The following is a 20,326-nucleotide window of genomic DNA, read 5'->3' on the forward strand; positions in this document are numbered from 1 at the left end:
GGGGGGGGGGGGGGGGGGGGGGGGGGGGGGGTTGGGGTGGGGGGGGGGGGGGCGCCCCCCCCCCCCCCCCCCCCCCCCCCCCCCCCCCCCCCACCCCGAACGCATACGGGGCATTTCGGTCCGGAGCCTCAACTCCTGTCCGCACGGACGAGTGGTAGGGCCGTCCCACAGGGTCCTGAACAAAAGCCAATATGGCACTCTGACCCGCTGGTCGGGACTGGTAGGGCAGGCGGCGGGGGCTTTCCACGATGAGCGTTGACGATCGGGACGAGTCACTCGGTTCACCGCAGGTGCCGAACCAGGGCGAACGCGTGAGCGGCCCGGCACCCACCCCGCCGGCCGTGCACGGCGAGTCCTCCGTCACCGTCGACCTCAACCGGGAGTGCACCTCCTACGACGCGCTCGTCGGCGTCGACGATCTGACGATGAAGCTCGGCAAGGTCTCCTTCTCCGTCTACGGCGACGGGAACCGGCTCTGGTCGTCCGGGGTGATCAAGGGCGGCGACCCGGCCGTGCCCGTCCAGGTGAACCTCACCGGCCGCGCGACCGTACGCCTGGTGGTCGAGCCGCACAGCACCTTCGACACGGTGGCACTCGCGGACTGGGCCGCATCCACGTTCACATGCTCGTAGCGGACCGGAAGGCTGCGGGGCCCGTCGTGTCCGGCGGTGGGGCGGGGTGGTCGTGCGCAGCGCGCGTGAGTTCGTCGAGGGCGTCGGTCACCGTCATGGACGTACCGCGGGTGCGCTCGGCCGCGTAGCCTTCGGCGCCCAGGGCCTCACGGATCGCGGCCTCGGCCCGCTCGGCCCGGTTGTGGTCCGGGGCGGGGCGCGGGTGGGGGCCGCGCAGAGCGTCGGCGGTCGCGAGGAGTCGGGCCGCGCGCGGGAAGTCGCCGAGGTGGGCCAGCAGGTCCGCCGCGCCGTCCAGGATCGACGAGGTGACCGTCTCGGCGCACTCGTCGGCCACCGCCCGGCGCAGCGTGTCGGCGAGCATCGGCAGACCGTGCTCGGGGCCGGACTCGGCGGCCGTGAGGTCCGCGTCGAGCAAACCGAGCGCCGCCGCGAACTGCGGTGGCGGTGTGCCCTTCCCGGCCGCCGTACGGGCCCGGTCGCAGAGCTCGCGCGCGTGGGCGGCCTGCCCCTCGTACAGCGCTATGTGAGCTCGCAGCAGGAGGGCGAATGCCCGGACGTCCGGCACGCCGTGGCGGTCGGCGGCGCTGTCCGCCTCGTCCAGCGCGGCGAGCGCGCCGTCGACGTCGCCCGAGCGGTAGGCGATCTCCGCGAGCCGGGCGATGAGGAACGGCGACTCCGTGTGGGCCCCGACCTCGTAGGCGAGCCGCAGCGCCTCGCGGTACTCGCGCTCCGCCTCCGCGAAGCGGCTGCGCGCCATCTCCGCCTCGCCGGCCGCGCTGCACACCTGGGCCCGCATCCAGCGGTCGCCGACGCGCGTGCTGAGCTCCCGCAGCTCCGCCAGGTCGTCGTCGACGCCGTGCAGTCCGCCGGACGAGTCGACGACCGTGTGCGTGCGGAACATCAGGGTGCAGCCGAGTTCCCAGTCGCCGCCGTAGGCACGGCAGTTGGCGACGGCCGCGTCCAGGATGCTCCGGACGTCCACCGTGTCCCTCAGCTGGAAGGCCGTCAGCGGCCAGATCAGGCCGGGCATCACGGCGGCCTGCGGACCGCCCGGCTCGTAGTCGGCGCGCAGGCGGACGAGGTACCGCCGGTGGCGTGAGTCCGCACCTACGTCCTTCCGCTCGGACTCCGACAACAGGAACAGATGCAGCATCCGCAGGTTCATGCGCCGCATGTACCGGGTGTGGCCGTCCGCCCCGAGCGCGGGCGGGATCGTCTCGAGGAAGGCGTCGACGGGGTCGACGGCGGCCATGCGGGCGGTGAGGTCGGCGGGGACGGTGAGGGAGCGGCAGGTGAGGGTGGCAGCTGGGTCGAGGGGGCGGGCGGGCGCACGGTCGTGGCCGTTGTTCGTGCGGGAGGGCTGGAGCGTGTCCAGGACGGCGCCCAGGCGCAGGGTGCGGTCGGTCCACTCGGCGCCCTCGTGGCGGTGGTTGCGCAGCCACCAGAACCAGCCCGTGGCGAGGCAGAGGGCGGCGGCCTCCTCCTCGTCGCCTGCCATGAGCGCGCGCTGGAGGCCCACGCGGATGTTGTCCATCTCGGTCTCCAGGCGGGAGATCCAGCGGAGTTGCTCCGCGGAACGCAGCAGTGGATCGGCCCGCTCGACGAGCGCGCGCACCCACGCGCGGTGTCGCCGTTCGACCGCCGCGCGGGACCGCGGGGACTCGGCGGCGCGTTCGGTGGAGTACTCGTGGATGGTCTCCAGCATGCGGTAGCGCATGCCGTCGCCGCCGTCACCCTCACAGGGGGCGGCCACGACCAGGGACTTGTCGACGAGTGCCCCGACGAGGTCCGCGACGGGGCCGGTGCACACGGCCTCCGCCGCCTCCAGGTCCCAGCCGCCCGCGAACACGGACAGCTCGCGCAGCAGTGTGCGCTCCGGTTCGTCGAGCAGGTCCCAGGACCAGTCGACGACGGCCCGCAGGGTCTGCTGGCGGGGCAGGACCGTGCGGCTGCCCGAGGTGAGCAGGCGGAAGCGGTCGTCGAGGCGGTCGGCGATCTGGCGCGGGGTGAGCAGCCGGAGGCGGGCGGCGGCCAGCTCGATGGCGAGCGGCAGCCCGTCCAGCCGGCGGCAGATCTCCGCGATCGCCTCCTGGTCCCGGTCGTGCAGGGCGGCTACCGCGTCGGGGCGGGCGGCGGCCGCGCGGTCGGTGAAGAGGCGGTGCGCCTGGTCGGGGAGGAGGGGCTCGACCGGGCGCACCGACTCACCGGGGACGCCCAGGGGTTCACGGCTGGTGGCGAGGATCGTGAGCCCGGGGCAGCGGGTGAGGAGGGTCTCGGCGAGGGCGGCGGCCGCGCCGATGACATGTTCGCAGTTGTCAAGGATCAGGAGTTGGCTGCGCTGTGCGCAGTACTCGACGAGCAGGGCGACGGGGTCGTCCTGCGGGGTCGCCAGGTCGGTGGTCAACAGGACGGTCTCGCGCAGACCGAGGGCACTGACCACCGCGCCCGGCACCGCCTCCGGCCGGTCGAGCGGCGCCAGTTCGGCCAGCCACGCCTGCGGAAGCCCGGCGGCGGCTTCCTCGGCGAGACGGGTCTTTCCGGAGCCGCCCGGTCCGGTGAGCGTGACGAGACGGGCCCTGTGCAATTCGGAACGGATGGCGGCGAGCTCGGGTTCCCGGCCCACGAAAGAGGTAAGCCGCGGACGGATGTTGCCGGTGCGTTCGGGAAGTTGGAACGAGGGAAGGTCGGCGAGGGGCGCCGGGGGGTGGGTCGGTGCCCGGCCGTGGTCGTGTCGGGGACGGTGGGTCGGTGCCGGGCGGTTCAGGAGTTCGGTGTGCAGCGCGCGCAGGTGTGGGCCCGGGTCGGCGCCGAGGCCGTCGGCGAGGGTGCGGCGGGCGGTCTCGTACGCGGCGAGGGCGTCGGCGTCGCGGCCGGTGTCGCGCAGGGCGCGGATGAGGAGGGCGTGCAGCGGCTCGTCGTAGGGGTGCGCGGCGGTCAGTTCCGTCAGGCGCGGGAGGGCGTCGCGGGCGCGGCCCAGGAGGAGGTCGGCCTCGGCGCGGGCGCGGGTGGCTTCCAGGTGGAGGGACTCGGGGCGGGCGGTCGCGGTGCGGTCGGGGAGGTCGGCGAGGGCGGGGCCGCGCCACAGGGCGAGGCCGGCGTCGAGGGTGCGGGCGGCGGCGGAGGCGTCGCCCTGCCGCAGGATCTCGGTGCCCTGGCGTACGAGCCGTTCGAAGACGAAGAGGTCGACGTCGTCCTCGGTCGCGACGAGGCGGTACCCCTCGGGGGCGGAGGTGACGGTGTCCTTGCCGACGGCACGGCGGAGACGGCCGATCAGGGCCTGGAGGGCGGCGGTGGCGTCCTGGGGCGGGGCGTCGGCCCAGACCTCGTCGATGAGGGTTTCCGGGGCGGTGGGACGGCCTGGGCGGAGGGCCAGGGCGGTGAGGAGCGTGCGCAGGCGGGGGCCGGGGATGGGTACGGCGATGCCCTGGTCGTCCTCGGTCTGGGTGACGCCCAGGATTCTGTACCGCACCTGTTCATTGTCCCCGGGGGACGAGGTGGGGGGCACCGGGTTTCGGGGCGGTCGGTCGCGGGGCGAGGTGGGTGCCCGGGAGTGGGTGCTCGGGGCCCCGGCAATGGGTCCCCAGGGGTCGGTACTCGGGGGCCCCGGGAGTGGGTGCTCGGGGCCCCGGCAATGGGTCCCCGGCGTGCGTACAGCCGGCTCCGTTTCGTGTGGCCCGGCGTGACGGCTGAGGGGTGGGTCGTGCGGCCCGGCGGTGCGGGGTGTCGCTGCGCCCACCCGTGCCGCACCAGCGGCACGACTGCCCGCAGTCGTGCGGGCAGCGGCAGGAGCGGCGCGGCCTCAGCCGCCGGAGGAGACCGCTCGTCTCTGGGGGGCGATGCCTGCCGGTACCGCGCGTGCGCGGGCCGGGGTTCCTGTCCAGCAGGTTCCTCTGCGGGACAGGAGGCGGCGGAGCCAGATCTCGAGGGAGACCAGGTCGGCGAGGCCGTCCAGGGGGAGGGGTTCGCCTGCCGCGGCGGCTCTGAGGGCCTTGCGGACGACTCTCGCCTCGATCAGTCCCGCTTCCGCGAGCAGGGGGGCCTCGAAGAGGGCGAGAAGGGGGTCCATGGCCATGCGCAGGCCTGCCCGGGCCGCCGCGGTGACCGGCGCCTGGGAGGGGGCGCCCCAGCCGGGCGGGAGGTCGGTGACACCGGCGCCCTTCAGGACGGTGCGCAGGATCGCGGCGCGCGCCCCCGGTTGCACGCGCAGGGTCTCGGGGAGCGCCCGGCACGCGCGGACGACCTGGTTGTCGAGGAACGGAGCGTGCAGCCGTTGGGAGCGGATCTCGGCGGCCTGCTCCAGGACACGCAGGTCCATGGCATGACGCGTGAGGGCGGCACGCGCGCGGTAGTCGCCCGGGCGCTGGCCGGGGCCGACTCCGGACCGGTGCGCGGCGCCCTGCAGGCGAACCGATACTTCAGCCAGCGCCTCACCCGTCAGCCAGCGCGCTGCCGGGCCCGCGCCGCCCCAGGTGAGGGCGGCCAGGGACGCCCCTACGGCGCCTCCGGGGTCGTCGAAGCTGAAGCTGCGGTGCAGGAGGCGTTCTGCCAGGCCCTCCACGCCCGCGCGGTAGGACGTACGGGCCAGGCGGCGGGCCGCGCCGTACACGCGCGCGGGGACGAGTACCGACCCGTCGGCCTTCGTCAACGCCGCGACGGGGCGTACCAGGTGGCGGCGCTTGCGGTCCATCAGCAGGTCGGCGAGGCGGGCCGGGTGGGCGTCCAGGACCTGGCGGGCGCCGGAGCCCGTGAAGTGGTCCGCGCTGCCCGCCGCTAGACGCGCGCGGTGGCGGGCGGCCGTGACCAGGCTGGCACCGGGTTCGTCGGTCAGCGGGCCGTCCAGGTCCGCGTACGGCAGGGTCTCCTCGCTGCCGGCCACCACGACGTGGTGCAGGCGCGGGTTGGCCGCGAGGGCGCCGGCCCGTTCCAGTTCGGCCTCGCGGCCGCCGACGGCCAGGTCGTTGAAGGTGACGGCCAGCAGCCGCTCCCCCGCGCCCGTGCCGTGTCCGAGCAGGGTGCCGGGCATGCCGGGCAGGCCGGCGGCCAGGAGCGCCAGCGTGCCGGAGGCCGGGCCGCCGGAGAGGTCGGCGCCGATGCCGGGAACGGGCATCCCGCGCGCGGCGCGCCGTTCGGCGGGTCCCATGCCGGGCACCGGGCCGGGATCGATGTCGGGGACGTGCCGGGGCGCGGACAGACGCGCGCGTACCGCCTCGATGAGCGCGTCGCGCACGCCGTCGACCGCGCTGTCCGCGTCGGCCGGGGGCGCCGCCACGGCGAGGGAGGCGACCGGCTCGTAGCCGGCGACCTCGCGCGCCCCGGCGCGCAGGATCAACGCATGCCCCGGCGGAATGCGTCGCACGCCGTCGTACGGGGTGGAGTCGTGCAGGGCGGCCGGTACGTCGGGGGCGGCGAGCAGGGCCGCCAGGTGGCCGAAGTCGAGGTTGGCCTCGATGAGGTCGGCCAGCGGCAGCGCGGCCGTCGCGTACGCCGTGCCGCCCGCCCACGGGGTGTGGAACACCGGGCGCGCGCCCGCGAGATCACCGCAGACGGTGATGCGCCGGCCGACCTGGACGATCGCCGTGTAGCTGCCCGACCAGGCCGTCAGATGCCGAAGTGCCCCTCCGCGCGCGGCGAACAGCCCGACGCGCAGTTGTTCGTCGCTCGCCCCGCATGTGCCGAGGACCGCGATCCGGGTCTGGGCGTCGGCCTGCACCACCCGCACCTCGTCGGGGCGCCAGTCGCCGACCGCCCACAGCGGATCGGGGTCGCCCCACAGGAGTTGGGATCCGACCGGGTGCAAGGTCTCACCGTCGTGGCCGACTTGACCTCCGTACGCCGCACCGTCGTCCTGGCGCCCTTCGTAGCCCATGGCTCCGCCCAGCGCACCCGCGGCGGTGCTGCTCCATCCCACCAACCACCGCATCGACGCCTCCACAGGCTGTGGACAACCGAGTGCACCGTACGAACGGTTCACATGCTGCCACGAAGAACGCGCCGTAGAAGGAGGCGGCGCCGCTTGCGATCCGGGGAGTGTGCCCGTGTGAACGTGTCGGCGCCGGTTGCGGCGGCCGCGCGCACCCCGGCGTTCACGACCTGAATGCGCCCCCGGTACGCTCCCCCAGGACGCCCTGCGCGCCCTCGATTTCCATGGTCGGAGGCGTTGTCACCCAGGGAACAGAGGGTCGATTTTCGGCCAAATCCCCGGCGGGCATACGGCGTTGAGGACGTCCCGCGCAGGCTCCGCACACGCTCCGTGCACGCGCGCGTGCCGTGAAAGGCTCGCGCCGGTCCGGGAGACGGAGTTCGCCCCCCGGACCGTTCCGCCGCCCGCGGGGATGAAGGCGGCGGTGTCCCCCAGCCCACTGGATCCAGTACAGCGGGCCGACCCACGCAGGAGCCATGGAACCGCTCCCGTGATGGCCGGAGTAGAGCGCACGGCCGGGCGCACGGCCACACAGCGGGAGCACACCGCGACGATCCGCACCTGCACCCGCACTTTCGTACGGACCACAATCCCGCCAACCGGAAGAATGCCCCTTAACGCTTGGGATGCGGCGAACTACGCTGGGTTTACGAATGCCGCATGGTTATGCCAGCGCGGCAGCCGTCTGTGTCGAGGGGTGGCGCAATGTCCAGGGAGCAACGCGGGCCGAACGAAAAACTCGGCGCCGTTCTCGCCCTCGCGGGAATCAGCAACGCAGGACTCGCGCGACGCGTCAACGATCTTGGCGCTCAACGCGGGTTGACTCTTCGCTACGACAAGACGTCCGTGGCGCGCTGGGTCTCGAAGGGCATGGTGCCGCAGGGCGCCGCGCCCCACCTCATCGCGGCCGCCATCGGACAGAAGCTCGGCCGCCCGGTGCCGCTGCACGAGATAGGGCTGGCGGACGCCGACCCCGCGCCCGAGGTGGGCCTCGCCTTCCCCAGGGACGTCAACCAGGCGGTGCGCTCGGCCACCGAGCTCTACCGCCTCGACCTGGCCGGCCGCCGGGCCGGCTCCGGAGGCATCTGGCAGTCGCTGGCCGGATCATTCGCAGTAAGCGCATACGCAACGCCCGCCTCACGGTGGCTGATAACCCCGGCCGACAGTTCGGTGGCACGGGACGTACACCTTCTGGAGGGTTCCGGCGCACCGCTCAAAGTCGGCCACAGCGATGTGCAGAAACTGCGGGAGGCCGCCGAGGACGCCAGACGCTGGGACTCCAAGTACGGAGGCGGCGACTGGCGTTCGTCCATGGTCCCGGAGTGCCTGCGGGTGGAAGCCGCGCCGCTGCTGCTCGGCTCGTACTCCGACGAAGTCGGCCGCGCCCTGTTCGGGGCCAGCGCCGAACTGACCCGGCTGGCCGGGTGGATGGCCTTCGACACCGGCCAGCAGGAGGCCGCGCAGCGGTACTACATCCAGGCGCTGCGCCTGGCCCGCGCGGCGGCGGACGTCCCCCTCGGGGGGTATGTGCTGGCCTCCATGTCCCTCCAGGCGACATACCGCGGCTTCGGCGACGAGGGCGTCGACCTCGCGCAGGCCGCCCTGGAGCGCAACCGCGGGCTGGCCACTGCCCGCACCATGAGTTTCTTCCGGCTCGTCGAGGCACGCGCGCACGCACGCGCGGGGGACGCGCAGGCCGCCGGGGCCGCGCTCAAGGCCGCCGAGAGCTGGCTGGAGCGGGCGCGGGACGGCGATCACGACCCGTCCTGGCTCGGCTTCTACTCCTACGACCGGTTCGCCGCCGACGCGGCGGAGTGCTACCGCGATCTGAAGGCGCCGCGTCAGGTGCGGCGCTTCACCGAGCAGGCGCTTTCTCAGCCGACGGAGGAGTTCGTGCGGTCGCACGGGTTACGGCTCGTCGTGTCCGCGGTGGCCGAGCTGGAGTCGGGGAATCTCGACGCGGCCTGTGAGCAGGGGGTGCGGGCGGTGGAGGTCGCCGGGCGGATCTCTTCCGCGCGGACGACGGAGTATGTGAAGGATCTTCTTCACCGGCTGGAGCCCTACGGTGACGAGCCGCGCGTGGTGGAGCTGCGGGAGCGGGCCCGGCCGTTACTGATGACACCGGCTTAGACCACTTCCTCCCCATCCGCCCGGTTTCTTCGTTTTCGGGGCGGCGGGCGCGTCGTGCCCTTCCCCGGGTTTGAATGCGTTGTCAGTGGCGCAGTGCACTATCGGAGGCGGGAGGTGGTGCACGTGTCGGGGATCGCTTATGACTGTGACGTGCTCGTGGTCGGCGGCGGGATCGTCGGGCTGTCCACGGCGTATGCGATCACGCGTGCCGCGCCGGGCACACGGGTGACGGTGCTGGAGAAGGAACCGGGAGTGGCCCGGCATCAGACGGGCCGCAACAGCGGCGTCATCCACAGCGGGATCTACTACCGGCCGGGTTCGCTGAAGGCCCGGTACGCGGTGCGCGGCGCGGCCGAGATGACGAAGTTCTGCGCGGAGTACGGCATCGCCCACTCCGTCACCGGCAAGCTGATCGTCGCCACGGAGCGCGCGGAGCTGCCCCGGCTGCACGCGCTCGTGCAGCGCGGCCGGGAGAACGGCATTCCGGTGCGGGAGCTGGGCGCCGCCCAGATCGCGGAGTACGAGCCCGAGGTGCGCGGCCTCGCCGCCATACACGTACGTACGACCGGGATCTGCGACTACACGGCCGTCGCACGACAGCTGGGCCAGGCGTCCGGGGCGGAGATCCGCTACGGCGCCCAGGTCGTGCGCGTCGACCGGCGGCCGGAGCGCGGGGTGGCCGTGCTCACCGAGCGCGGGGACATCATCCGGGCGCGGGTGCTGGTGAACTGCGCCGGACTGCACTGCGACGAGATCGCCCGGCTGACGGGCGACGACCCCGAGGTGCGGATCGTGCCGTTCCGCGGCGAGTACTACGAGCTGGCGCGCCCGGAGCTGGTGCGCGGACTGGTGTATCCGGTGCCCGATCCGGCGTTCCCGTTCCTCGGGGTGCATCTGACCAGAGGGATCGACGGCGGCGTGCACATCGGCCCCAATGCCGTGCCGGCGCTGGCCCGGGAGGGGTACGGATGGGGCGTCGTACGGCCGCGGGAGGCGATGGCGACGGCGGCGTGGCCCGGGGTGTGGCGGATGGGCCGGCGACACTGGCGGTACGGGGTCGGGGAGCTGCGGCGGTCGCTGTCGAGGAGGGCGTTCGCGGGCGCGGTGCGCCGCCTGCTGCCTGCCGTGGAGGACGGGGATCTGGTGCGGGCGGAGGCCGGGGTGCGGGCGCAGGCGGTGCTGCGGGACGGCACGCTGGTCGACGACTTCCTGATCCGGGAGGGGCCGCGCACGGTGCATGTGCTGAACGCGCCCTCGCCGGCTGCCACCGCCTCGCTGCCGATCGGGCGGGAGGTGGCTCGCAGAGCACTCGCAGTGCTGGAGGCGTCGTGACCGGCACCTTCGCCGGGGCCTCGGCCGAAGCCTTCGCCCCGGCCTCGGCTCACGGCCGCCCGCCCGGCCCCCGTAAAATCGACCCCACTGTGTCTGATTCCGTGAGTACCCCCGAAATCCCCCAGCCCTCCCCCGGCGGCGAGCACCACCCGGGTGAGTCCGTTCGGCATACCCGCGCCAAGGGGGAGCCCCGGTTCCCCGACGGGCCCAAGGCCGATCCCGCCGGGTCGCACTTCGAGCGGCGGATCCGGAGCTTCCAGCCCCGGCGCAGCCGGGTGACGGCCGGGCAGGCGGACGCGTTGCAGCGGCTGTGGGCCAAGTGGGGACTCGACATCGACGGGCACCCCGTCGACCTCGCCGAGTTGTTCGGCGACGACCGTCCGGTCGTCCTGGAGATCGGTTTCGGCATGGGCGAGGCGACCGCGCAGATGGCGGCCGCCGACCCCGACACCGACATCCTCGCGGTGGACGTGCACACGCCCGGCCAGGGCAACCTGCTCAACCTCGCCGACCAGAACGGGCTGACCAACGTCCGGGTCGCCAACGGCGACGCGATCATCCTGCTGCGCGAGATGCTGCCGGCGGACTCGCTCGACGGGCTGCGCGTCTACTTCCCCGACCCCTGGCCGAAGAAGCGCCACCACAAGCGGCGCCTCATCCAGCCCGCGTTCCTCGACCTGGCCGCGACGCGGCTCAGGCCGGGCGCGCTCGTGCACTGCGCCACGGACTGGGAGCCGTACGCGGAGCAGATGCTGGACGTGCTCACCGCGCACCCCGACTTCGAGAACACCCGGGCCGACGGCGGGTTCGCACCCCGCCCCGGGTTCCGGCCGCGGACCCGTTTCGAGGGGCAGGGCCTGGACAAGGGCCACGTGGTGAACGATCTGCTCTTCCGCCGCGTACAGCATCGCGTCCGACCCGGGGATCGCCGACCGGCCTAGGGATCACTGACCGACCGCCCCTCTCCACCACAGTCCCCTCCCTCGTTAGGGTCGATGCCGTGGCCATCAGTCCCCCGTTTCCGCCCTACCCGCCGCATCCCCCCGGCGGCGCTCCCGAGGACGGTGTGCTCAGGCATGCGCACTGGTGGCAGCGCAGGTGGCTGCGGTACGGGGCGCTCATCATGCTGCTCACGCTGTCCGGGCTGGTCATCCTCGCGCTGGTGCGGGAGCAGACCGGCACCGAGGGGTTCCTGGTCGGGCTCGGGCTCGCGGTGCTGCCCGTGCCGCTGCTCATAGCCGCCTTCCGGTGGCTGGACCGGGTCGAACCCGGGCCCTGGCGGAACCTGGTGTTCGCCTTCGCCTGGGGTGCGTGCGCGGCGGCGCTGATCGCCATCGTCGCCAACAGCTTCGCCACCCGGTGGATAGCCACCGCGACCGCCGACCCGTCCAGCGCGGACACCCTGGGGGCGACGGTCATAGCGCCGATCGTCGAGGAGTCCGCCAAGGCCGCCGCCGTCCTCCTCGTCTTCCTCTTCCGCAGGCGGGACTTCACCGGCATCGTCGACGGCGTGGTCGTCGCCGGCGTCACCGCCACCGGCTTCGCGTTCACCGAGAACATCCTCTACCTCGGCACCGCATTCGGCACCGACCAGCTCAGCGGCGACAGCGGCATCGCCTCCGTCACCGCCGCGACCTTCTTCGTACGCGTCGTCATGTCGCCCTTCGCGCACCCCCTGTTCACCGTCCTGACCGGCATCGGCTTCGGCGTCGCGGCGCTCTCCGGGGACCGTCAGCGCCTGCGGCGGGTGCTGCTCCCGCTGTCCGGGCTGCTTCTCGCGATGGGCATGCACGCCCTGTGGAACGGCTCCTCGACGTTCGGCGAGTTCGGCTTCTTCGCGGTGTACGCGGCGTTCATGGTGCCCGCGTTCGGGCTGCTGACCTGGCTGGTGGTGTGGACGCGCCAACGCGAGCTGCGCACCGTACGCGAGGAGCTGCCCGCCTACGCGGCCGCCGGCTGGCTCACCCCGGCCGAGCCGTTCGCGCTCGGCTCGATGCGGGCCCGGCGGGTGGCCCGGGTGTACGCGGGCCGCCACCTGGGCAAGCCGGCGGCGCGGGAGGTGGCGCGGTACGAGGCGTACGCGACGTCCCTGGCGTTCCTGCGGCACCGCGGTCGGCGGGGGCGGGCGAACGCCGACTTCGTCGTACGGGAGCGGGAGTTGCTGAACGAACTGTGGCGGCGCAAGGACATCGCCCGGCCCGCGCTGGACCACGCCGCCCGGATGACGGCCCCGCCGGTCCGGGTGACCGCGCCGCCCTGGCCGGTGTACGGGGTGTACGGGTACGGCCAGGGGCCGGCCCAGGGATACGGGCCGGGTCACCCCGCCGGGTACGGGTATCCGGCGGGGCAGGTGTACGGGCACGGCTACGGGTATCCGGCGGGGCAGGTGTACGGGCACGGGCACGGGTATCCGGCGGGGCAGGTGTACGGGCACGGCTACGGGTATCCCGCACAGCCGTACCCGGCTGCCAACCCCTACCAGTCGTAAGGATCAGGCCGAGGCCTGGGTCAGCCTGCTGACCTCCGCGTCCGTCAGTTCCAGCTCCGCCACTTCCAGCAGCGCCGGCAGTTGCTCGACCGTCCGCGCGGAGGCGATCGGCGCGGCCACCGTGGGCTGCGCCGCGAGCCACGCCAGCGCGACCGTGGCGACCTGTGTGTCGTGGGCCTGTGCGATCTCGTCCAGGGCGGTGAGCACCTTCCGGCCCCGCTCCGTGTCGAGATGCTTGGCGGCACCGGCGGCGCGGGCGCTCTCCACCGTCGTACCGGGCCGGTACTTGCCGGTGAGGAAGCCGGAGGCCAGCGCGTAGTACGGGACGGCGGCGAGGCCGAAGCGCTCGGCGAGGTCCTGGAGGCCACCCTCGTAGGTGTCACGGGAGACCAGGTTGTAGTGGGGCTGGAGGGCGACGTACCGGGCCAGGCCCTCGCGGTCGGAGAACTCCAGGGACTCCTGGAGGCGTTCGGGGGAGATGTTGGAGGCGGCGATGTGGCGGACCTTGCCGGCCTTCACCAGTCCGTCGAGCGCGCCGACTATCTCCTCGACGGGCACCTCGGTCTTGTCGAAGTGCGTGTAGTAGAGGTCGATGTGGTCGGTGCCGAGGCGGCGCAGGGAGGCGTCGGCGGCGGCCTTGATATTGGCCGCGGTCAGGCCGGGGAACTCGGGGTGCTGGCTGACCTTGGTGGCGATGACCACGTCGTCGCGGTTGCCGCGCTGCTTCACCCAGTTGCCGATGATGGTCTCGGACTCACCGCCCGAGTTGCCCTCGACCCACGCCGAGTAGGAGTCGGCGGTGTCGAGGAAGTTGCCGCCGGCGGCCGCGTAGGCGTCGAGGACGGCGAAGGAGGCCGTCTCGTCGGCGGTCCAGCCGAAGACGTTGCCGCCGAGGGAGAGCGGGAAGACCTCGAGGCCGGAGGAGCCGAGCTTGCGAAGAGAAGTCATGCTTCACATCAACGGGCGCGGGCGGCACACCCATTCCCTGGGCAACACGAAGAACGTGTGAACAGCACACGTGGACGGAGCACGGGAACACCCCCGAGGGGGACCCTCAGGGGTGTTCCCGGGTACTACGGGTCTCACAGGCCTTACGGGTCTTACGGGTCTTACGGGTCTGACAGGTGTTCCCCGGAGGGGCGGCTCAGGGGTTGAGGCCCTTGCTGCGCAGCCAGGCCATCGGGTCGACGCCGTCGGAGTTGCCGTTCGGGTGGACCTCGAGGTGGAGGTGGGGCCCGGTCACGTTGCCCGTCGCGCCCACGCGGCCGATCACGTCACCGGTGCCGACCTTCTGGCCGACACTGACGCTGATCGAGGACTGGTGGCAGAACCAGAGTTCGGTGCCGTCGTCCAGCGTCAGGATGGTGCGGTAGCCGTAGGAACCGGCCCAGCCCGCCTCCGTGACGGTGCCGCTGTGGACGGCCTTGATGAGCGTGCCGGTGGGAGCGGCGAAGTCCAGGCCCGTGTGGTAGCCGGAGGACCACATGGAGCCGGCCTGACCGAAGGTCGAGGTGATCGTGTACGAGGAGGTCGGCAGCGTGTACTGCTTGGCGAGCTCGGCCAGGCGCGCGGCCTCGGCCTTCTCGGCGGCCTCCGCGGCGGCCTTCGCCTTTGCGGCGTCGGCCTTGGCCTTCGCGTCCTTCTCGGCCTTGGCGACGGCGTCGCTCGCGGCCTTGGCCGCGGCGGCCTCGGCGGCGGCCTGGGCCTTGGTCTCGATCTGGGTCTGCTGCGACTCGGCCTGCGCCATGATCCGGCTGCGCAGGGCCTCACCGGCGTCGGAGACGCTCTGGCTGCTGTCGTCGGCGGTGCTCTCGGAGCCGAAGGTCGCCAGGGCCGGCGCGGCGTCCTGGGCGGGCTCGTCGTCGGAGATGAGCGAGCCGACGTTCGGCAGGTCCGGCAGGGAGATGGAGACGGGGGCCTTGCCGGTGTTGGCGCTGGCCATGCCGCCCGCGCTGACGGCGGCTATGACGCCGACGCCGAGGACGGTGGAGCTGCGGGCGAACCCGCCGCCGCGCTGCTTGGCGACGCGGTGCTTGCCGCGTACCGGGCGAATGGACTCCGCGGTGGGGTTCCACTCCTCCCAGGGGCCCTCGTCGGTGCGGTAGTCGCCGTAGCCGAAGGTCTCGGTGGACCGCTGGGCGGGCACGAACGGGGCTTCTGGGGCAGGCCGGTTGGACGCCACGCGGGCGTACTCCTTTCCTTCCGTCGCCTACCGGGTTAGCTGACGGGTTCGGAGCGGGAAGGTCTCCTACGCGCGTATACCTGCCGTGGACTCCGCGAGTTCACGGTGGCTTCCGTGCGATTCACCCCAAGGTGGTGGTTCCCCGGTTCCCTTACGGGATTCGGCACATGCGCACGGAGCCGACTCTTGTGACGGCTGGGACGACCGCGCTGCGTTATCGAACGTTAATAGACCTGGGGGCCGGTTTCCAAGCACTTCTACTTGATCAACAACATTTTCGGCCTGGGACTTTCGCCCCATGACCGGCGAAAAACGGGCGAGTTGACGGAAGAGGCGTCCGAAAAGACGGCGTACGCACAGTAACCAACCGGCCACATGTCCAGGTCACGCACTGAGGGGTCCCTGATGTGCGCTGAAGCATCCCGGATGCGCGCCGAATTGCCCCGGACAACACCGAGGGCCGGAACCCTTTCGGATTCCGGCCCTCGGCCTTCAGTAGCGGGGACAGGATTTGAACCTGCGACCTCTGGGTTATGAGCCCAGCGAGCTACCGAGCTGCTCCACCCCGCGTCGTTGTGACTCCAGTCTACGCTACTTCCGGGGCGTGAAACACCACGGTTTACCGCCGCCCCCGATGCCCCGCCCCCGCCGCCTCATTCCAGGTGCCGGTTCGGGGTCTTCGCCCGCGCCTCGAACTCCGGGAGGACGAGGACGTCGACGCCCGCGGCCGTCAGGAGCCCGGTTCCGTCCGCCTCCGTCACGAAGGTGTCGGGCTCGCGCCAGGCGGTGACCACCCGGCGCACGCCCGCGTCGAGGATGAGGCGGGCGCAGGGGGAGGGGCGGGAGGAGCGACGGGCGCAGGGTTCGAGGCTGCTGTACACGGTGGCCGTGGGCAGCCGCGGGTCGGCGGGGTCGAGCTTCGCGAGGGCCGCCTCCTCGGCGTGCACGACCGGGTCGCCGGCCTCGCGGGAGTGGCCGCGGGCCAGTTCCGTACCGTCGGCGGCCACGATCACCGCGCCGACACTGAAGGCGGTCCGCGACGGCGGACACTGCGCCGCGAGCTCGCAGGCGAGGGCCAGCCAGTGGCGGTCGGCCGCGGCGGGGAGCGGTCCGGCGCCGGGGGCGGTGGGCTGGTAGCGGTTCAGTACGACGTCCTCGATGCGCCGCGTCTCGACCAGGCGCAGCCGTCCGCCCTGGTAGCCGCCCGGCCCGAAGAGGCGGGGCGCGTCCGGGTCGCCCACGAAGAGCGGGGCGACGACGAGCTGGAGTTCGTCGGCGAGGCCCTGCTGGAGCAGCTGGGTGTGCACGGTGCCGCCACCCTCGACCATGAGACGCCGCACACCCCGCACATCGTGCAGGTGTTCGAGGAGGCGGCGCCAGTCCAGTTCGGGGCCGAGCGGGACGACGTCCGCGGCGATCCCGAGGGCGCGGGCGCGCTCGGCGCCCTTGTCCGTCGTACACACGACCTTCTCGTCGCCCGTGTGCCAGAAGTTCGCCGCGGGATCGAGCTCGCCGGAGCCGCTGACCGTGACCTTGAGGGGGTACGGCGGTCGGCCCTCGGCGACGCGGGCGGCGCGCCGCTCCGGGGAGTTCACGAGGAGCCGGGGGTTGTCCGCGCGGATGGTGCCGGCGCCGATGAGGATGGCGTCGACGGAGGCCCGTACCTCGTCGACGCGGTCGAAGTCGGCGGGGCTGGACAGGAGCAGGCGCTCGGGGGTGGTGTCGTCCAGGTAGCCGTCGAGGGAGACGGCGGCGGACAGCAGGACGTACGGGTACGGCATCGACGCGCTCCCCGGTGGCGTGGGTGGAGGTGGGTGAGAGGTGGGTGACGTGGGTTGACGTGGACTCTTGGTTCAAGTTTGAAACAAACTACACTGGTCGCATGACGACTCGCTGGCTCACCCCCGAGGAGCAACGCGCCTGGCGCGCCTACGTCGCCGGGTACCTCCTCGTCGAGGACGCGATCGACCGGCAGCTCCAGCAGGAGGCCGGCATGCCTCACCTGTACTACTCCATCCTCGCCAACCTCTCCGACACACCGGAGCGGCGCCTGCGGATGACCGAGCTCGCGGAGCAGCTGAAGATCACCCGCAGCAGGCTGACGTATGCGGTGACCCGTCTGGAGAAGGACGGGCTACTGCGTCGCGAGGACTGCATCTGGGACAAGCGCGGGAGTGTCGCGGTCCTCACGGACGAGGGCATGGCGGTCCTGGAGAGGACGGCGCCCGGACATGTCGACACCGTCCGCGCCTCCCTCTTCGCCCGCCTCACCCCTGAACAGGTGGGACAGCTGGAGGAGATCTTCACCCAGGTCGTACGGGGGTTCCAGGGGGACGACAGCAACGAGGTCGCGCCCGAGGACCTTCCGTGGCGCCGACGGTCGTCGCCGTGCTCCGGAAGCGCCGGGGCCTCGGAGGGCGCAGGTTCGGAGGGCGCCGGGGCCTCGGAGGGCGCCGGGGCCTCCGGGACCTCATGAGGCGCATCACAATTCGGTTGCTTCAAATTTCAAGCATGAGGTAGGGTCTCGATTCGTCGGAACTGCTTCAAATCTGAAGCAGAAGCCGGCCGTGTGCCACTGTTCACCACCGGACCCGGGAGACCCGCATGCCCGACACCCCCGCCGCCACCCAGCGCGCCCGCGTCCGGGTACCGCTTCGCTTCCACGACGGCTACTCCGTCAACACCGAACTGGTCACCTTCCACGGCCTCGCCGACGGCCAGGAGCACGTCGCCGTCGTCCTCGGCGAGCCGGCACCCGGCACCACCCCGCTGGTCCGGCTGCACTCCGAGTGCCTGACCGGCGACGTCTTCGGCTCCGCGCGGTGCGACTGCGGGCCGCAGCTGCGCGAGGCGGTGGAGCGCATAGCCGCGACGGGCGGCGTCCTGCTCTACCTGCGCCAGGAGGGCCGCGGCATCGGCCTCTACAACAAGCTCGACGCGTACGCCCTCCAGGACCAGGGCCTGGACACCTACGAGGCGAACGCCGCGCTCGGCCTGCCCGAGGACGGCCGCGACTACACGGCCGCCGCCCAGATGCTGCGCGCCCTCGGCATCACGAGCCTGGACCTCCTGTCCAACAACCCCGACAAGGCCGACCAGCTGCGGGAACTGGGCATCGACGTCCAGGACCGGGTCCCGACGGGCGTCTTCACGACCCCGCACAACGTCCGCTACCTGCGCGCGAAGGTCCTGCAGACCCAGCACACGCTGCCGCTGGGGGACCTCACGGGGCTGAACGTCGGCTGACGGCTGATTCCGGGGCCGATCCCGGACCGGGCGTCAGCGCCCCCTCTCGGGCCCGAACGGGCCGTCCAGCGCTGCCCATTGGAGCAGCATGATGGTCTTCGCGTCCGCGATCGCGCCCGTGCGGACGAGGTCGAGGGCCTCGGCGAAGGGGAGTTCGACGACGGTGATGTCCTCGCCCTCGGCCGCCACGCCCGCCGTGTCGACGCCGGGGGCGGAGGCGTCGTAGGGGGCGGCGAAGAAGCTGAGCCGCTCCGTGACGGAGCCGGGGCTCATGAACGCGTCGAACACGTGCTCTATGTCCGGCACCGCGCGTCCCGTCTCCTCCGCGGCCTCACGACGGATCGCCTCCTGCGGGTCGTCGCCGTCCAGGAGCCCGGCGGCGGTCTCCAGCAGCATGCCGTCGGGGTGTCCGTTGACGTACGCGGGCAGCCGGAACTGACGGGTCAGCAGGACGGTGCGCCGGTCGGGGTCGTAGAGCAGGATCGTCGCGCCGTCGCCCCGGTCGTAGGTCTCGCGCTGCTCGCGGCTGACGTGGCCGTCGCTGTGCCGGTAGTCGAAGGTGGTGCGGCGCAGGACGGACCAGTCGCAGGCGAGGACCTCGACGTCGAGGATGCGGACCCGGTCGTTGCCGGTGAGGTCACGTCCCTGACGGTCGAGTCCGGTACGGCCCCGGGGGTCGGGGGTGTCGATGCCGGCGGTCATACGGGGCTCCCTGCGGGGGTCGGGACGTCGGCGAGGCCGGCGTAGATCTGCTTGCCCCGGGCGCGGGCCCGCTCGACCATGCGGTCGGCGCCCTGCGAGGGGCCGCCGATGCGCAGCACCGCGTCGCAGCGGTCCAACAGGCGTTCGGCGACGGGGTGGAAGAGCTCGTCGAAGAGCGGGTCGCCGGGGGCGGCGCCGCCCGCCGCCTCCAGCAGGGGCAGCGCGAGCGCCTCTCCGGTGACGGGCAGGTGCCCGGCGCGGAACAGCGCGAGGGCGACCTCGTTCATGGCCCGCACGTTGTCCGCGAGTTTGGCGGGGTCGTCACCGGTACCCGAACGGTACGGCCCGGCGACCAGGATCATCAGCGGCGTCATATACGTCTACGTCTCCTCAGCTGAGGCGGGTCTCGACGCCGGCCTCGCGCAGGGCGTCCAGGGTCTGGGGGCCGCCGGGGTGGGTGGCGGGGTCGGCCGCGGCGGCGTCGGTGACGAAGGTGTGCACGGCGTCGAGCGGAGCGACCTGGCTGAACGCGCGCACGCCCAGCTTGGTCGCGTCGGCGACGGCGAGCGTACGGGCGGCCTGGCCGAGTCCCGCCTGCTTGACGGCAGCGTCCTCCAGGGAGAACTCCGACCAGCCGTGCACGGCGTGCACCCCGCCGATCGACATCACGAACACGTCGAAGGCCAGGGACTCCAGGGTGCGCAGGGCCAACGGCCCGACGAGGGACCGCTCACCGGGACGCGAGCGACCGCCGACGACGAGCAGCTCGATGCCGGGCCGGTCGGCCAGCCGCAGCGCCGCCTGAAGACTGAGCACCGCGACGGTCAACGGGCCCCGCGCGGCGAGGTGTTCGGCCACGTGCACGGTCGTGGTCCCGGCGTCCAGCAGCACCCGCGACCCCGGCTCGACCAGAGCGGCGACGGCCGCGCCCAGCCGGTCCTTCGTCGCCGCCTGCCACGCCTGCCGCGCCTCGAAGCCGCCGCCCTCCGCACGCGGCCGCCCGGGAACGGCCCCACCGTGCACCCGCCGCACCAGCCCCTGCCGCTCCAGCGCGTCCAGGTCCCTGCGCACGGTCATCTCGGAGACGCCGAGCCGCTGAGCGAGTTCGGCCACGGAGATCCGCTGCCCGGGCTCCTGCCCCTGAACGAGGCGCAGCGTCAGGTCGAGACGGTCGGCTACATCCATGCGGCCATTTCTACCATGCCGATGAGCGAACGAACATCAGGATGTTCGAGCGGGGGAAGGCTGCCCGGTCCTGAGGACGAGCTGAAAACAAAGCAGCGCCCGAGCCGACCGAAGCCGACTCAGGCGCTGCGCAGCAGGCAAGAGGGCGTTTCCTCCCCCGCCACCGGTAGGCCGTGTGGGACTCGAACCCACAACCAATGGATTTAAAAGTCCTGGTGTGATCTTGCTGGGTGGTTCCGGATGCTTCTTCGGTGTCCGGAACTGCCTGGTCAGGACAGGTACTACTCCCTGCACAGTCCCCGTCGTGATGGTCTCTGCCACACCATCCGCTCACGCATCGCTCACGCACGACAGGCTGGTGACCAGTATTTTCCGCAATTTTTCCCCCTCGATCTTTCGCGAGGGTCCGCCGACGGAGTCGGTGGACCCTTTCGTGTCCTGGAGTTGACGGTGAGCAGGGCGGCGGCCCGGTTGTCGCATCGAGTGTGCGCCGGGTCCACTTCCCGGGG

Annotated in this window: 14 protein-coding genes, 1 tRNA gene, 1 pseudogene and 1 riboswitch; of the genes and pseudogenes, 7 read left to right on the top strand and 9 right to left on the bottom strand. The window is 72.6% G+C overall.

Annotated elements, in window-relative coordinates:
• Window positions 1-341: 341 nt before the first annotated feature.
• Window positions 342-632: pseudogene (locus ACIBTS_RS47425) on the top strand (NPCBM/NEW2 domain-containing protein); the annotation flags it as partial.
• On the opposite strand, the gene ACIBTS_RS47430 reads toward ACIBTS_RS47425, so the two are convergent.
• Complete coding sequence (locus ACIBTS_RS47430; RefSeq protein WP_399327917.1) at window positions 619-4,101, bottom strand: BTAD domain-containing putative transcriptional regulator; 3,483 nt, start codon at window positions 4,099-4,101, stop codon at window positions 619-621. The pseudogene ACIBTS_RS47425 and the gene ACIBTS_RS47430 overlap by 14 nt on opposite strands.
• Before the next feature lie 330 nt (window positions 4,102-4,431).
• Window positions 4,432-6,552, bottom strand: a complete 2,121-nt coding sequence (locus ACIBTS_RS47435) for an asparagine synthase-related protein (RefSeq protein ID WP_399327919.1) — start codon at window positions 6,550-6,552, stop codon at window positions 4,432-4,434.
• A 705-nt stretch (window positions 6,553-7,257) separates the two neighbouring features.
• Between ACIBTS_RS47435 and ACIBTS_RS47440 the strand changes: the two genes are divergently transcribed.
• The 4 genes from ACIBTS_RS47440 (at window position 7,258) to ACIBTS_RS47455 (ending at window position 12,502) form a co-directional block, all read left to right on the top strand.
• A complete protein-coding gene (locus tag ACIBTS_RS47440) occupies window positions 7,258-8,682 on the top strand; it encodes an MFS transporter (protein WP_319677114.1) in 1,425 nt (474 codons plus the stop codon).
• Window positions 8,683-8,796: 114 nt separating this feature from the next.
• On the top strand, window positions 8,797-10,014 hold the full coding sequence (gene lhgO / locus ACIBTS_RS47445) for an L-2-hydroxyglutarate oxidase (protein WP_399327922.1): 1,218 nt from the start codon (window positions 8,797-8,799) through the stop codon (window positions 10,012-10,014).
• Between the two features lie 89 nt (window positions 10,015-10,103).
• Window positions 10,104-10,955, top strand: a complete 852-nt coding sequence (gene trmB, locus ACIBTS_RS47450; RefSeq protein WP_399327923.1) for a tRNA (guanosine(46)-N7)-methyltransferase TrmB — start codon at window positions 10,104-10,106, stop codon at window positions 10,953-10,955.
• A gap of 59 nt (window positions 10,956-11,014) precedes the next feature.
• Window positions 11,015-12,502: a PrsW family glutamic-type intramembrane protease gene (locus tag ACIBTS_RS47455; RefSeq protein ID WP_399327925.1), complete on the top strand. Its 1,488-nt coding sequence runs from the start codon at window positions 11,015-11,017 to the stop codon at window positions 12,500-12,502.
• Between the two features lie 3 nt (window positions 12,503-12,505).
• Here ACIBTS_RS47455 and ACIBTS_RS47460 read toward each other — a convergent pair whose 3' ends face one another.
• The 4 genes from ACIBTS_RS47460 to ACIBTS_RS47475 all read right to left on the bottom strand — a co-directional run bounded on the left by ACIBTS_RS47460 (window position 12,506) and on the right by ACIBTS_RS47475 (window position 16,465).
• Complete coding sequence (locus tag ACIBTS_RS47460) at window positions 12,506-13,450, bottom strand: aldo/keto reductase (RefSeq protein WP_399327927.1); 945 nt, start codon at window positions 13,448-13,450, stop codon at window positions 12,506-12,508.
• A gap of 196 nt (window positions 13,451-13,646) precedes the next feature.
• Window positions 13,647-14,684, bottom strand: a complete 1,038-nt coding sequence (locus tag ACIBTS_RS47465; RefSeq protein WP_399327929.1) for a M23 family metallopeptidase — start codon at window positions 14,682-14,684, stop codon at window positions 13,647-13,649.
• A 7-nt stretch (window positions 14,685-14,691) separates the two neighbouring features.
• A riboswitch (cyclic di-AMP (ydaO/yuaA leader) is annotated at window positions 14,692-14,860 on the bottom strand.
• Between the two features lie 320 nt (window positions 14,861-15,180).
• Window positions 15,181-15,254, bottom strand: a tRNA-Met gene (locus tag ACIBTS_RS47470).
• 83 nt (window positions 15,255-15,337) lie between these two features.
• On the bottom strand, window positions 15,338-16,465 hold the full coding sequence (locus tag ACIBTS_RS47475) for a dihydrofolate reductase family protein (RefSeq protein WP_399327931.1): 1,128 nt from the start codon (window positions 16,463-16,465) through the stop codon (window positions 15,338-15,340).
• 101 nt (window positions 16,466-16,566) lie between these two features.
• On the opposite strand from ACIBTS_RS47475, the gene ACIBTS_RS47480 reads away from it, so the two are divergent.
• Window positions 16,567-17,160 carry a MarR family winged helix-turn-helix transcriptional regulator gene (locus tag ACIBTS_RS47480; protein ID WP_399327933.1) on the top strand — a complete coding sequence of 198 codons (594 nt, stop codon included), beginning with the start codon at window positions 16,567-16,569 and terminating at the stop codon, window positions 17,158-17,160.
• Between the two features lie 128 nt (window positions 17,161-17,288).
• The gene (gene ribA / locus ACIBTS_RS47485; RefSeq protein ID WP_399327935.1) at window positions 17,289-17,930 is read left to right on the top strand and encodes a GTP cyclohydrolase II; all 642 of its coding nucleotides are present in this window, start codon (window positions 17,289-17,291) and stop codon (window positions 17,928-17,930) included.
• 33 nt (window positions 17,931-17,963) lie between these two features.
• On the opposite strand, the gene ACIBTS_RS47490 is transcribed toward ribA, so the two are convergent.
• The 3 genes from ACIBTS_RS47490 to ACIBTS_RS47500 are packed head-to-tail and all read right to left on the bottom strand — an operon-like array spanning window position 17,964 to window position 19,817.
• Complete coding sequence (locus tag ACIBTS_RS47490; RefSeq protein WP_399327937.1) at window positions 17,964-18,632, bottom strand: NUDIX domain-containing protein; 669 nt, start codon at window positions 18,630-18,632, stop codon at window positions 17,964-17,966.
• Complete coding sequence (locus ACIBTS_RS47495) at window positions 18,629-19,006, bottom strand: DUF4406 domain-containing protein (protein WP_399327939.1); 378 nt, start codon at window positions 19,004-19,006, stop codon at window positions 18,629-18,631. The genes ACIBTS_RS47490 and ACIBTS_RS47495 overlap by 4 nt, the downstream gene beginning before the upstream one ends.
• A 16-nt stretch (window positions 19,007-19,022) precedes the next feature.
• Window positions 19,023-19,817 carry a DeoR/GlpR family DNA-binding transcription regulator gene (locus ACIBTS_RS47500; protein WP_319676229.1) on the bottom strand — a complete coding sequence of 265 codons (795 nt, stop codon included), beginning with the start codon at window positions 19,815-19,817 and terminating at the stop codon, window positions 19,023-19,025.
• Window positions 19,818-20,326 lie beyond the last annotated feature (509 nt).

Origin of the sequence: Streptomyces sp. NPDC050121 (genome assembly GCF_044460385.1) — a bacterium.
In the GTDB taxonomy this organism is placed as follows: Bacteria; Actinomycetota; Actinomycetes; order Streptomycetales; family Streptomycetaceae; genus Streptomyces; species Streptomyces soliscabiei.